Here is a 12,941-nt window from a genome sequence, read left to right as displayed (position 1 = left end):
GCGCTACTGGACTTAAAGGCCACCCCCCTACGTTGGTCTAGAGCCTTCTGCGGACAAAAAAAGCAGAAAACCCGGGCCAATAATGACGCACGGCTACAATCCCCCTATCCCCGGAGGGTTTCACCATGACCGAGCAACCGTCTGACCGCCGTCGTTTCCGCCGCATCGCCTTTGATGCCAAGACCGAAATTCGGCAAAACGGCCGCGAATGGCCAGTGCAATTGGTGGATTTGTCGTTAAAGGGCCTGCTGGTGCAACGGCCGGAAGACTGGAAGGGCAACAAGGCGCTGCCGTTCGACGTCGACATCCGCCTGGATCCCAAGGCGCATATAAAGATGCAAGTGCGACTGACCCATGAGGATCCTGGGCAACTGGGTTTTGTGTGTCAGCACATCGACCTGGACTCGATCAGCCACTTGCGGCGGCTGATCGAGTTGAACCTGGGTGACGAGGATGAGCTGCACCGAGAGTTGGCCGCCTTGCTGGAAGTGTGACGACTCAGGGAAATGCCGTACGCGCCGGGAAGTCGCTTTCCGACTCCCAGAAGCCGGCTTTCTGAGTCGACGCAGCCTGCCAGAGGCCATCGGCAAAACGGTAGGTGGTGTAACGGGTGGCGAAGTCTTCGTCCCCATCACCGTCCATGAAGGACGACACTTGCAGCAATTCATCCGCCCCACCCGCGGTTGGCGTCGCCGCCTGCCAGGCGGCCTTGCCAGTCTGTGCCAGGGTCAGTGGCTTGATCTTGCCGTCGGTGCCTTTGTAGTCCATCGGTTTGAGTTGTTGCTTGGCGGGCATTAACAACTGCGTGGCCGGGCCGCTATAGCTACCCATCGGCGCGGTCTGGTCGATGACCAGGAAATACACCGTCTCCGGCAAGCCCTTGAGCGGGGCTTTCTTGACCTCGGCCAACGGGTAACCGAGGTCTTCATGGGCGATCACGTCGCCGGAGGCCGACACTAACCGGACCTGGGCTTCCAACAACGGTTTTTCCACCAGGTCGCCGGGCTCGTCGAACGAATCTTCGTCCAACCCGTTGCCCCAACTGTCCTTGTGCAACTGAGCGCTGATGCGTTGGTCTTCGAGCACCTGTAGAACGCTGCCGTCATCCGTTGCCAGCTTTTGCGCCAGACGATATCCGGCGGGCAACTCGGCCCACGCCAAAGCGGGCAACCCGGCCAAGGCGACAAACAGGGCGACTGCGCCCCAGCATTTCGATGGTTGCATGGCATTCATCCCTGATTTATTCGAACAGTGCATCCAGCGCCTGCTCCAGGCGCGTGACCCCAATAATTTTTATGCCTGGCGGCGACTCTTTCGGCGCATTGCCCTTGGGCACGATTGCGCGTTTGAAGCCATGCTTGGCCGCTTCTTTCAACCGTTCCTGACCACTCGGTACCGGGCGCACTTCGCCCGACAGGCCGACCTCGCCAAACACCAGCAGGTCGTGAGGCAGCGGTTTATTGCGCAAGCTCGACATGACCGCCGCCATCAACGCCAGGTCGGACGCCGTCTCCAGCACCTTGACCCCGCCCACCACGTTGAGGAACACATCCTGGTCATGGGTCGGAATGCCGCCATGCCGGTGCAATACCGCCAGCAACATTGCCAACCGGTTCTGATCCAGGCCCAGGGTCACGCGGCGCGGGTTGGCCAGGTGGCTGTCATCGACCAACGCCTGCACTTCCACCAGCATCGGGCGGGTGCCTTCCCACGTTGCCATCACCACGCTGCCCGGGACTTCTTCCTGGGCACGCGTCAGAAAGATCGCCGACGGGTTGGAGACCTCTTTCAGTCCCCGGTCGGTCATGGCGAACACGCCCAATTCGTTTACCGCCCCGAAGCGGTTCTTCACCGCCCGCAGCAAACGCAGGCGGCCATCCGATTCACCTTCGAAATACAGCACGGTGTCGACCATATGCTCCAGCACCCGAGGCCCGGCCAGCGCGCCTTCTTTGGTGACGTGGCCGACCAGGAAGATCGCCGTGCCGCTCTGCTTGGCATACCGCACCAGCAGCGCCGCGCTCTCGCGCACCTGGGACACGCCGCCCGGCGCCGATTGCAGTTGCTCGGTGAAAATGGTCTGGATCGAGTCGATCACCATGACCTTGGGTTTTTCAATACGGGCCGTGGCAATGATGCTTTCGATGCAGGTTTCGGTCATGACCCGCAATTGGTCCTGGGGCAATCCCAAGCGGCGGGCGCGCATGGCCACTTGTTGCTGGGATTCCTCGCCGGTGACATACAGCGCCGGCATGCGGCTGGCGATGCTGCACAGGGTTTGCAGCAAAATCGTCGATTTGCCGATGCCAGGGTCACCGCCGATCAGCACCACCGAGCCGTCCACCAGGCCGCCGCCCAGCACGCGGTCCAACTCGCCGGATGCCGTGGAAAATCGCGGGATCTCTTCCACGCTGACTTCAGCCAGGGTCTTGATCTGCGCCTGCTGCCCGGTCCAGCCGGCACGGCCGGTGGGGGCCGCCGCACCGCCGCTCTCGATCATGGTTTCAGTCAGGGTGTTCCACGCACCGCACTCGGTGCACTGGCCGGCCCACTTGGGAAAGGTCGCGCCGCACTCCGTGCAGCCGTACATGCGCTTGGCCTTTGCCATTTGAGAACCTCCAACCGAAAAACCGCGATGATAGCTCAGCGCGACGCCGGGGTCCGGATTTCACCACTGGCCAAGCGTGAAGCACTGTTGCCGACCGGGTCCTCGGCGTTAAGGTCGGCACCTTTGGCCTTGAGTTCATCGAGCAGTTCGACACGCTTGAACAGCCCGGCGTACATGGCGGCGGTCTGTCCGGCACCGTTGCGCTGGTCGGGGTTGCAGTCGGTGGCCAGCAGGCGCTGGGCGATTTTCAGCTCGCCCTTGAAGATCGCGCCCATCAGCGCGGTGTTGCCGCGTTTGTCCTGCACGCAGGCGTCGGCACCGGCGTTGAGCAAGCGCTCCACGAACGGCCCCTGGCCGTGGTAGGCGGCGAGGATCAGCGCGGTGTAGCCCTTGTCGTCCTGGGTGTTGAGGCTATAACCGGCGTCGATGAAGGTGTTGAGCATGTCCAGGTCACCACGGCGGGCGGCGTCGAAGTAGTAGTCCTGCAACTGGGCCTTGAGCGCTACCGGGTCGGGAGTCTCGGCATGGGCGACAAAGGCCAGCATGGTCATCAGCAAGCCGATAGAAATTCGCATGGTTTTTCTCCTGCCAGGGGTCGACGCCCGTATCGGGGCGTCGACCGTAACCAACGGATCAGTCGGTCAGTTTTTCCGCCAACGCCTTCACGCGCGCCAGGTCACCCTTGGCCACCTTGGCCACGCCGGTGCCGTATTCCGGGTCGGCTTTGTAGAGGAACGACAGGATGATGTGCTTGCTCTCGTCATCGGTGGTGGCCAGCGAGCCGCCGAAGTTTTCGATCAAGTCCTGACGCTCTTTCTTGCTGTAGGAGCGGTACAAGTCACCTGCCTGCTTGAAGTTCTGCTCACGCTGGATCTTCGCCTGCTGGGTGCTGCCTGACAGCGCCGACTGGCTGTAGCGCGCGGTTTGCGGTTCTTCCCGTGGCAACAGGCGGCTTGGCTGGTAGTTCACACCGGTGGTGGTCTTGCCGAAGTTCATCGCGCCGTCCTGGTTGCCGTTGTTGACGGTCACCCGTGGCGCGTTGATCGGCAGTTGCAGGGCGTTGGCGCCCAGGCGGTACATCTGGGTATCGGCGTAGGAGAACACCCGGCCTTGCAGCAGGCGATCCTCCGACGGCTCGATGCCCGGCACCAGGTTGGCCGGGGCCATGGCCACTTGCTCGGTTTCCTGGAAAACGTTGGCCGGGTTGCGGTTCAGCACCATTTGTCCGACTTTGCGCTCGGGTACATCCGGCCAGATCTTGGTGGCGTCCAGCGGGTCGAAATCGAACTTGGCCAGGTCTTCAGGCTTGAGCACCTGCACGTACAGGTCCCACTTGGGGAAGTCGCCCTTGTTGATGTGGGTGACCAGGTCGTTGGTCATGTGGCTGTAGTCGCGGCCCTGCACTTCGGTGACCTGCTTGGGGTCGAGGTTCTTGATGCCTTGCAGGCTCTTCCAGTGGAACTTGACGTAGTGCACTTCACCCTTGGCGTTGATCAGCTTGTAGGCGTGCACGCCGTTGCCGTCCATCTCCCGGTAACTGGCCGGAGTGCCAGAGTCGGAGTACAGCTCGGTCAGCGTACGGGTGGCTTCGGGCACGTGGGAGAAGAAGTCGAAGCGACGCGAGTCGTCATCCAGGTTGGTACGCGGGTCCGGCTTGAACGCGTGGACCATGTCCGGGAACTTGATGGCATCGCGGATGAAGAACGTCGGGAAGTTATTGCCTACCAAATCCCAATTGCCTTCGGCCGTATAGAACTTGGTGGCGAAACCGCGTGGGTCACGCAGGGTTTCCGGGGAGTGGTTGCCGTGGACCACGGCGGAGAAGCGCACGAACACCGGCGTCGCCTCGCCGGCCGCAAAGACCTTGGCCTTGGTCAGGTCGCTAAGGCCGTCAGTGACGGTGAAGGTGCCATGAGCGCCGGTGCCACGCGCGTGTACGACGCGCTCGGGGATGCGCTCGCGATCGAAACGCTGCAATTTCTGAATAAGCTGCACGTCCTGGAGCAGCACCGGGCCATTGGCGCCGGCGGTTTGCGAGTTCTGGTTGTCGCCGACGGCGGCACCGTTGTCGCGGGTCAGGTTGGCGGCGTGTACCGACAGGGAGAGCAGGCTGGCGGTCACCAGTACCAGCGCGGATCGCGCTGTAACGGGCCCACGGCTCATTGGGTTGTTCATCGAGGTTTCCTCTGGTTTTTTTAGTGCACATTCAGTTGTGCTTGCCAGAGGCTAGTGACCCGCGAGTCAGAAGATAAATAGAAAAGCCGTACCAACCCGATAGATAAAATAATCTGGTAAGTCGCTGATTTGGCGAGTATTTCGCGCGCGATTGATGGCACTTTGCAAACTATTTGCGTTTTAATGTGTCGATAAAAGCTAACAGTGTTAACGGTTGTTTCAGGCAAGCCCTCTACGACTGACTTACACTGGGTACCACCCTTCTCATCTGTAACAAGGAATAACCTATGGGCGTGATCAGTGAGTTCAAGGCCTTCGCGGTCAAAGGTAATGTGGTCGACATGGCCGTCGGTATTATCATCGGCGCCGCCTTCGGCAAAATTGTTTCCTCGTTTGTAGGCGATGTGGTTATGCCGCCCATTGGTCTGTTGATCGGGGGCGTTGACTTCGGTGACCTGGCGATAACGCTCAAGGCCGCCCAAGGCGATGTGCCTGCGGTGGTCCTGGCATACGGCAAGTTCATCCAGAGCGTCATCGACTTTGTGATCGTCGCGTTTGCGATTTTCATGGGTGTGAAGGCAATCAACCGCCTCAAGCGTGAAGAGGCCGTGGCACCAAGCCTGCCGCCGACGCCGACCAAGGAAGAAGTGTTGCTGGGTGAGATCCGCGATCTGCTCAAGGCACAGAACGACAAGCCGCTCTAATCGAGCCGGCACGAAAAAGGCGCCTGGTGTGAGGCGCCTTTTTTATTACCAGTAGTTTTCCACCGCCACCTGGCCAGGTCGACGGCTCAAGCTCAGGTTCATATCGCGCTGCTTGAACAACTGGCGTGTGTCATCGACCATCTGCGGGTTGCCACAGATCAGCACGCGGGAATGCTCCGGGGTCAGTTCGACGCCCGCCGCGCGTTCCAACTCGCCATTTTCGATCAGCGTGGTAATGCGGCCGTTCAACGCACCGGGGTGTTGTTCGCGGGTGACGATGGGGATGTAGGTGAACTTGTGCGCGTATTCGGCCAGGTACTCGCGTTCGCCCAACGTGTTGATCAGCGCTTGGTAAGCCAACTCTTTGGCTTCGCGTGCGCTGTACACCAGGATGATGCGTTCGAATTTCTCCCAGACCTCGAAGTCCTGCAGGATCGACAAAAACGGCGCCACCCCGGTGCCGGTGCCCAGCATCCACAGATCTCGGCCGTCGACGAAACGGTTCAAGGTCAGGAACCCCGTGGCCTGGCGCTCCACCATCAAGGTATCACCCACACGCAGGCGGCTCAGTTCGCTGGTGAACTCACCGTCCGGGACGACAATCGAGAAGAAGTCCAGGTGCTCATCAAACGGCGAGGACACCAGGGAATACGCACGCCATACCGTGCTGCCATCCGCCTTGGTAACCCCCAGGCGCACAAACTGGCCCGCGGTAAAACGAAAGCCCGGGTCGCGGGTGGTGCGCAAGGTAAACAGGCTGGGGGTCAGCGATTGCACGTCGAGCAAGGTCTGGCGGGTAAATTTCTCAGCACTGGCCGTCATGGGGGGCTCCGTTCTACAGGTGCCCTAGTGTCGCTCAAAGTCACGTGCGGAAACACCTACGATAGGTAGTGGCATCACGCAAGCACACAGTGATGGCAAATTAATTTCACCTTCGATCAATTCGCTATTAGCTATAAAAACTACCTCATATAGCCGCTGTTAGTGGGTTGTTACAGGGGCTTCAACCCCCTAATAAGTCGCGGGTTTCAAACTTGCCACTTGCTTGGCTAACTACCTTCCTGTGGAAAAATTCTTAAACCTTACAGCGCAAGAACGAAATTTTCCTCTCGCCATGTAGTACGTGTCCTACACTGATTTTCGTGCAACGTTGGGGATAAAGGACGTACCCCAAGTCACGGAGATCCCATGGAGATTTACCCATGCTTAACTGGCGAAATACACGACTCCACTCGCTCGAAGGTGAGGACGAGGTCACCAGCGTATTCGAAATGACCATCAACAAGGCCTACGAACTCGGTTTCCAATACTGTTCCTTCAAGATGAGCTCTCAACTCACCAACGGTCAAAACAAACCGGTGGAACTGACGAACTATCCAATTGAATGGAAAAATCTATACAACCAAGCGCACTACTTCGATGTAGACCCCGTAGTGAAACATTGTAGGGAGGGCGTGTTACCCCTTGTCTGGAAGGAGGAAACATTCAAAGACGTGCCCAGTCTTTGGTCTTTGGCCGCTACCTTGGAGGTACACAAGGCGTTGACTATCAGCGTGCATGATTTCCGGGGGGTCTTCAGCATGCTGACGTTGAGCCGTGGCAAGGGTGACATCAGCCCGGAAGAATTGTATGAAAAAGCAGGAATGGCGCTATGGCTCTGCCACGCCATGCATGCCGTGCTGGCGCAGAAGTTTGCCGAAAAACCCAGCGTCAACCCTGCAAGCAAATTGACCCCTAGGGAAACGGAAGTCCTTATGTGGTCTGGCATGGGCAAGACCGCAGCAGATATCGCCGCCATCCTTTGTTTGTCCGAGCGTACGATAGGCTTTCATATGAACAGTAGCTTCAAGAAACTGGGCGTCAACAACAAAATCGCCGCCGTGCTTCGCGCCGCTCGGGCCGGCATCATTTAAAACACTCCATGTAATCCCCTTGAAAAAAACGTAACATTTACCGCCCATTCTGAGTGCTGAGCAGCCCCTTCCGGGGAGTCGCCCGTGGTTCACTCAGACGGTTCGGCAACCGCTGTCGAACACCCATCGTTTACCCAGAGTCTCCCCCGCCATGCCCCTGCTCGAAAGCCCCTTTGCCCAGCTCGATCTGATCCGCCAGCCAGAGCAACACAACGATCCGCTGCAAGCCTTCGATGCCGCCGACGAGTACCTGCTCAGCCATTTGGCCGAACAGCAGCCGGCCGCACACACCCGGGTGCTGGTGCTCAATGACAGCTTCGGCGCCCTTGCCGCCAGCCTTCAGGGCCAGGTGCAGGTGACCTCCAGTGGCGACTCGTTCCTGGCGGCACAAGGCCTGGAAAAAAACCTGGTGCGCAACGGCAAGGCGTTTGACGCTGTTCCGTTCATCCCGGCCAGCCACCTCCCCACCGGGCCGTTCGACCGGGTGCTGATCCGCGTACCCAAAACCCTCGCGCTGCTGGAAGAACAACTGATCCGCTTGCAAGGCCAACTGGCCCCAGGCGCCGAAGTGATCGCCGGGGCAATGATCAAGCATTTGCCACGGGCGGCGGGCGAGTTGCTGGAGCGTTACATTGGTCCGATGCACGCATCGCTCGCGGTAAAAAAAGCACGCCTGCTGATCGCCACCGCAGAGGATCGCCCCGTTGCCGTCTCGCCCTACCCCACCCGCTACGCCCTCGACGCACCGGCTATCGAGTTGCTGAACCACGCCAACGTGTTCTGCCGTGAAAGCCTGGACATCGGTACCCGCGCGTTCCTGCCCCACCTGCCGAAAAACCTGGGCAGCGCCCGCGTGGCGGACCTGGGGTGCGGCAACGGCGTACTGGCGATTGCCAGCGCCCTGCACAACCCCGAAGCACACTACACCTTGGTGGACGAGTCCTACATGGCCGTGCAGTCGGCGCTGGAGAACTGGCAAGCCGCCCTCGGTGAACGTAATGTGGTGGTGCGTGCCGCCGACGGCCTGGCCGGGCAAGAGCCACAATCCCTGGACGTGGTGCTGTGCAACCCACCGTTCCACCAGCAGCAGGTGGTCGGTGATTTCCTCGCCTGGCGCATGTTCCAGCAGGCACGGGAAGCACTGGTGGTGGGCGGCGCCCTCTATATAGTCGGCAACCGACATTTGGGTTATCACACCAAGCTGGCACGCCTGTTCCGGGGTGTCGAGCAAGTCGCCACCACGCCGAAGTTCGTGATCCTCAAGGCGCGCAAATAAAAAACCCTGCTTCTCTCGCAAAAAGCAGGGCTGGAAAGCCGGGCCGCAAAGCCCGGATCGGGATGTCAGTGGGTGGTCAGGCCGGCCGCATTCATAAACATGCGCATCAGGCTGGCCACGACGAACAGGGCCAGCACACTGCCAGTCCAGATCATCGCCAGCCACCCCAGGCGCCGCCACAATGGCTGCTTCTCGGCCTGTTCAATCTCGTGCAACGAAGGTTTGCCGGACATGGAACGACCCTCCTAGTGATAACCGTCTTCGTGGGTGACCTTGCCGCGGAACACGTAATAGCTCCAGAAGGTATAGCCCAGGATGAACGGGATAATGAACAGCGTACCCACCAGCATGAAGCCCTGGCTTTGCGGCGGCGCGGCAGCATCCCAAATTGAGACTGACGGCGGGATGATGTTCGGCCACAGGCTGATGCCCAAACCGCTGTAACCCAGGAAGATCAGCACCAGCGTCAGCAGGAATGGCGTGTAGTGTGCGTTACGTGCCACCGCGCGGATCAACCCGTACATGGTCACCAGCACCAGGATCGGCACTGGCAGGAACCAGAACAGGTTTGGCAGGGTGAACCAGCGCGAGGCGATTTCCGGGTGCGTCAGCGGCGTCCAGATACTCACGATGCCGATCACCGCCAGCACCACGAAGGCCAATGGCCGCGCCAGGTTGTGCATTTTCTCCTGCAACGAGCCTTCGGTCTTCATGATCAGCCAGGTGCAGCCGAGCAACGCATAAGCCACGATCAGCGCCACGCCGCAGAACATCGTGAACGGCGTGAGCCAGTCCAGCGAACCGCCGGCAAACTGGCGATTCACCACTGGAATGCCATCGATGAACGCACCCAGCGCCACGCCCTGGAAGAACGTTGCCGCCAGCGAGCCGCCAATGAATGCCTTGTCCCACAGGTGACGCTTGTGGTCCTTGGCCTTGAAGCGGAATTCGAAGGCTACACCGCGGAAGATCAGCCCGATCAGCATCAGGATCAGCGGCAGGTACAGCGCCGACAGCACCACCGAATAGGCCAGCGGGAACGCACCGAACAACGCCGCGCCGCCCAGTACCAGCCAGGTTTCGTTACCGTCCCAGACCGGGGCCACGGTGTTCATCATCACATCACGATCGGTCTTGCCCGGGATAAACGGAAACAGGATGCCGATACCCAGGTCGAAACCGTCCATGACCACGTACATCATGATGCCGAAGATGATGATCACGGCCCAGATCAGCGGAAGATCAATACCCATCTCAATGCCCCTTGTGCTGGATGTGGGTGTGGTCGTCATCGCTGCCATCATCGGCGGCGGACAACGGACGGGCCGGCGTACGTTTCTGGCCAGGGCCACCGTGGGTGGGCTCGCTGCCTTCGTGGGTCTGAGGCCCTTTGCGCACCAGGCGCATCATATAACCCAGGCCCGCACCGAACAGCGCGAAGTACACGACCACGAACAACACCAGGGTGATGGTCATCTGCGCCAGGCTATGCCCGGAGGACGCGTCCGCCGTGCGCATCAAGCCATAGACCACCCACGGCTGGCGGCCGATCTCGGTGGTGAACCAACCCGCAAGAATCGCGATCAGGCCGGACGGCCCCATCCACAACGCCAGGTACAGGAACGGCTTGGACGTGTACATCTTGTCGCCCCGGCGCAGCCAGAGGCTGAATAGGCCAGTGAAGATCATCAGGAAGCCCAGGCCGACCATGACCCGGAACGACCAGAATACGATGGTCGAGTTGGGGCGGTCTTCCGGTGGAAACTCCTTGAGCGCCGGCACCTGTTTGTCCAGGGAGTGGGTGAGAATCAGGCTGCCCAGGTAGGGGATTTCTACCGCGAACTTGGTTTTCTCGGCCTTCATGTCGGGCCAGCCGAACAGGATCAACGGCGTCGGTTCGTTGCCGATGTTTTCCCAGTGGCCTTCAATCGCGGCAATTTTCGCCGGTTGGTGCTTCAGGGTGTTGAGGCCATGGAAATCACCGATCACCGCCTGGATGGGCGCAACGATCAGGGCCATCCACATTGCCATCGAGAGCATCTTGCGGATCGCCGGGTTGTCCTTGCCGCGCAGCAAGTGCCAGGCCGCCGAGGAACCGACAAAGAACGCAGTGGCCACGAAGGCTGCCGTGGCCATGTGCGCCAGGCGATACGGGAACGACGGGTTGAAGACCACGGCGAACCAGTCGGTCGGGATCACCCGGCCATCGATGATTTCAAAGCCCTGGGGCGTCTGCATCCAGCTGTTGGAAGAGAGGATCCAGAACGTGGAAATCAGCGTACCCACGGCCACCATCACGGTGGAGAAAAAGTGCAGGTTGCGCCCGACCTTGTTCCAGCCGAACAGCATCACGCCGAGGAAACCGGCTTCGAGGAAGAAGGCCGTGAGCACTTCGTACGTAAGCAGCGGGCCGGTGACGGCGCCGGCGAAGTCCGAGAAGCGGCTCCAGTTGGTGCCGAACTGGTAGGCCATGACCAAACCGGACACCACGCCCATGCCGAAGTTGACGGCGAAGATCTTCGACCAGAAGTGGTAGAGGTCACGGTAGGTGTCGTTGTGGGTCTTGAGCCACAAGCCTTCCAGCACCGCGAGGTAACTGGCCAGGCCGATGGTGATCGCCGGGAACAGGATGTGGAAAGAGATGGTGAACGCAAATTGAATTCGGGCGAGATCTAGCGCCTCCAAACCGAACATATGTCTTCCTCTGTCAGGTAATACCGGCTGCTGGCGGGAGCCTGCACCCACTGCCCCCACGGATATGGAGCCTGGCGAATTTCGATTCGTTTCTTTTTTTAGCCAACCACGTAGGGAATCTGGCCCTGAGGCCGCCAGGCCGATGCCCGGGCGGGCATTGATCTGGATCAAGCATTGCTGAAAGAGTAGTCCCATTTTCAGGATTGAACTGTGTGGTCTTTTGCCGCGTGACAGACTGCCTCAGCTCAGTTGTTGCAACTATCTGTTACAACTTAATGATAATCTCGGTGCTCCCTCCGGCTCTGATCTGAATTCCCCGATGCCTAGTGAACCCGCGTTGCTGTTGCGTCACCACCGCCCTTTCATCGCGTTCTGGCTGGCGCGTATCTTCACCGCCAGCGGCTTCCAGATGCTCACCGTGGCCATCGGCTGGAACCTCTACCAACTGACCGGCAATGTGCTGGACCTGGGGTTGGTCGGCCTGGTGGAGTTCGTACCTCGCGTGCTGTTCATGTTGCACACCGGGCACGTGGCTGACCGCTATGAACGGCGCAAGGTAGCGGCCATCTGCCAGACCGTGCAGGCGCTGATTGCCCTGAGCCTGGCCATCGGCGGCCTGACCGGCAACGTGACCCGCGAGATGATCTTTATCCTCGCCTTCCTGCTGGGTGCTGCGCGCTCCTTTGAAATGCCCACCACCCAGGCGTTGCTGCCAAGTATTGTGCCCAGCGCCTTGTTCCCGCGAGCCGTGGCCTCATCGCAGTCTGCCCAACAATTGGCAACCATTGTCGCGCCGGCCCTCGGCGGTTTGCTGTATGCGTTCGGCAGCGTGTGGGTGTATGGCCCCACGGTGGTGCTGTACCTCATTGCCTGCGTGCTGACCCTCAACCTGCCCGCCCGCCAGACGCCGTTGAACAAAGGCAAGGCCACCCTGGATTCGCTGCTGGCCGGCATCCGTTTTATCCGCAGCCGCCCGGACATCCTCGGCGCCATCTCCCTGGACCTGTTCGCTGTGCTGCTGGGCGGCGCGACTGCATTGCTGCCAGTGTTCGCCAAAGACATCCTGCTGACCGGCGCCTGGGGCCTGGGCCTGCTGCGCTCGGCGCCGGCGGTGGGCGCATTGTTGATGTCATTGTGGCTGGCGCGGTTCTCGGTGGACCGCCATGTGGGCCGCGTGATGTTCACGGCTGTCGGTGTGTTTGGCGTGGCGACCATCGCCTTCGGCCTGTCCACCTCCTTCTGGTTTTCCCTGGCGGTGCTGGTGGTGCTGGGGGCGGCGGATATGATCAGCATGGTCATCCGTGCGTCGTTTGTGCAGTTGGAAACCCCGGATGAAATGCGCGGCCGCGTCAGTGCGGTCAACGGCCTGTTTATCGGCGCATCCAACCAGTTGGGTGAGTTCGAATCCGGCATTACCGCCCACTGGTTCGGCACCGTGCCCGCCGTGGTCATGGGCGGGATCGGTACGCTGGTGGTGACGGGCGTGTGGATCAAGCTGTTCCCGACCCTGGCCAACCGTGACCGCATGCACGTGCTGGTGGAAGAGCCTATTCAAAAAACCAGCGTATAAC

General features: G+C 60.2%; 13 protein-coding genes. 5 read left to right on the top strand and 8 right to left on the bottom strand.

From position 1 onward, the window contains the following. Nucleotides 1-125: 125 nt before the first annotated feature. A complete protein-coding gene (locus NL123_RS04195) occupies nucleotides 126-494 on the top strand; it encodes a PilZ domain-containing protein (RefSeq protein ID WP_058427704.1) in 369 nt (122 codons plus the stop codon). A 4-nt stretch (nucleotides 495-498) separates the two neighbouring features. Here the strand turns inward: NL123_RS04195 and NL123_RS04190 are convergent, their stop codons facing one another. From NL123_RS04190 to katB, 4 genes are read right to left on the bottom strand one after another with little or no spacing between them, the layout of a single operon-like run. Further along, nucleotides 499-1,233, bottom strand: a complete 735-nt coding sequence (locus tag NL123_RS04190) for a hypothetical protein (RefSeq protein WP_494357267.1) — start codon at nucleotides 1,231-1,233, stop codon at nucleotides 499-501. 7 nt (nucleotides 1,234-1,240) lie between these two features. Then, nucleotides 1,241-2,608, bottom strand: a complete 1,368-nt coding sequence (radA, locus tag NL123_RS04185; protein ID WP_058427705.1) for a DNA repair protein RadA — start codon at nucleotides 2,606-2,608, stop codon at nucleotides 1,241-1,243. Between the two features lie 35 nt (nucleotides 2,609-2,643). Next, entirely contained in the window at nucleotides 2,644-3,183 is a 540-nt protein-coding gene (locus NL123_RS04180; RefSeq protein ID WP_248484684.1) for an ankyrin repeat domain-containing protein, read from the bottom strand. Nucleotides 3,184-3,241: 58 nt separating this feature from the next. Next, the gene (gene katB, locus NL123_RS04175) at nucleotides 3,242-4,783 is read right to left on the bottom strand and encodes a catalase KatB (RefSeq protein WP_058427707.1); all 1,542 of its coding nucleotides are present in this window, start codon (nucleotides 4,781-4,783) and stop codon (nucleotides 3,242-3,244) included. Between the two features lie 287 nt (nucleotides 4,784-5,070). Between katB and mscL the strand changes: the two genes are divergently transcribed. Beyond that, entirely contained in the window at nucleotides 5,071-5,487 is a 417-nt protein-coding gene (gene mscL / locus NL123_RS04170; protein WP_017737414.1) for a large-conductance mechanosensitive channel protein MscL, read from the top strand. A gap of 45 nt (nucleotides 5,488-5,532) precedes the next feature. Here the strand turns inward: mscL and NL123_RS04165 are convergent, their stop codons facing one another. Then, a complete protein-coding gene (locus tag NL123_RS04165; protein ID WP_494357266.1) occupies nucleotides 5,533-6,309 on the bottom strand; it encodes a ferredoxin--NADP reductase in 777 nt (258 codons plus the stop codon). A 380-nt stretch (nucleotides 6,310-6,689) separates the two neighbouring features. On the opposite strand from NL123_RS04165, the gene NL123_RS04160 reads away from it, so the two are divergent. Both NL123_RS04160 and NL123_RS04155 read left to right on the top strand, forming a co-directional pair. Beyond that, nucleotides 6,690-7,400 carry a helix-turn-helix transcriptional regulator gene (locus NL123_RS04160; protein WP_494357265.1) on the top strand — a complete coding sequence of 237 codons (711 nt, stop codon included), beginning with the start codon at nucleotides 6,690-6,692 and terminating at the stop codon, nucleotides 7,398-7,400. A gap of 151 nt (nucleotides 7,401-7,551) precedes the next feature. After that, nucleotides 7,552-8,676 (top strand): methyltransferase, encoded by a 1,125-nt coding sequence (locus NL123_RS04155; RefSeq protein WP_494357264.1) that lies wholly within the window; start codon nucleotides 7,552-7,554, stop codon nucleotides 8,674-8,676. Nucleotides 8,677-8,741: 65 nt separating this feature from the next. Here the strand turns inward: NL123_RS04155 and NL123_RS04150 are convergent, their stop codons facing one another. Genes NL123_RS04150 through NL123_RS04140 form a run of 3 tightly spaced genes read right to left on the bottom strand, consistent with a single transcriptional unit; the run spans nucleotide 8,742 to nucleotide 11,370 of the window. Beyond that, nucleotides 8,742-8,909, bottom strand: a complete 168-nt coding sequence (locus NL123_RS04150) for a DUF2474 domain-containing protein (RefSeq protein ID WP_010206690.1) — start codon at nucleotides 8,907-8,909, stop codon at nucleotides 8,742-8,744. 12 nt (nucleotides 8,910-8,921) lie between these two features. Beyond that, the gene (gene cydB, locus NL123_RS04145; RefSeq protein WP_058427711.1) at nucleotides 8,922-9,929 is read right to left on the bottom strand and encodes a cytochrome d ubiquinol oxidase subunit II; all 1,008 of its coding nucleotides are present in this window, start codon (nucleotides 9,927-9,929) and stop codon (nucleotides 8,922-8,924) included. Between the two features lies 1 nt (nucleotide 9,930). Continuing rightward, on the bottom strand, nucleotides 9,931-11,370 hold the full coding sequence (locus NL123_RS04140; RefSeq protein WP_494357263.1) for a cytochrome ubiquinol oxidase subunit I: 1,440 nt from the start codon (nucleotides 11,368-11,370) through the stop codon (nucleotides 9,931-9,933). Between the two features lie 319 nt (nucleotides 11,371-11,689). On the opposite strand from NL123_RS04140, the gene NL123_RS04135 reads away from it, so the two are divergent. Continuing rightward, complete coding sequence (locus NL123_RS04135; protein WP_494357262.1) at nucleotides 11,690-12,940, top strand: MFS transporter; 1,251 nt, start codon at nucleotides 11,690-11,692, stop codon at nucleotides 12,938-12,940. Nucleotide 12,941 lies beyond the last annotated feature (1 nt).

The organism is Pseudomonas sp. FBCC-B1565 (assembly GCF_059133265.1).
Note: the sequence above shows the minus strand (reverse complement) of the source record. Positions and strands in the feature narration are given on the sequence as shown.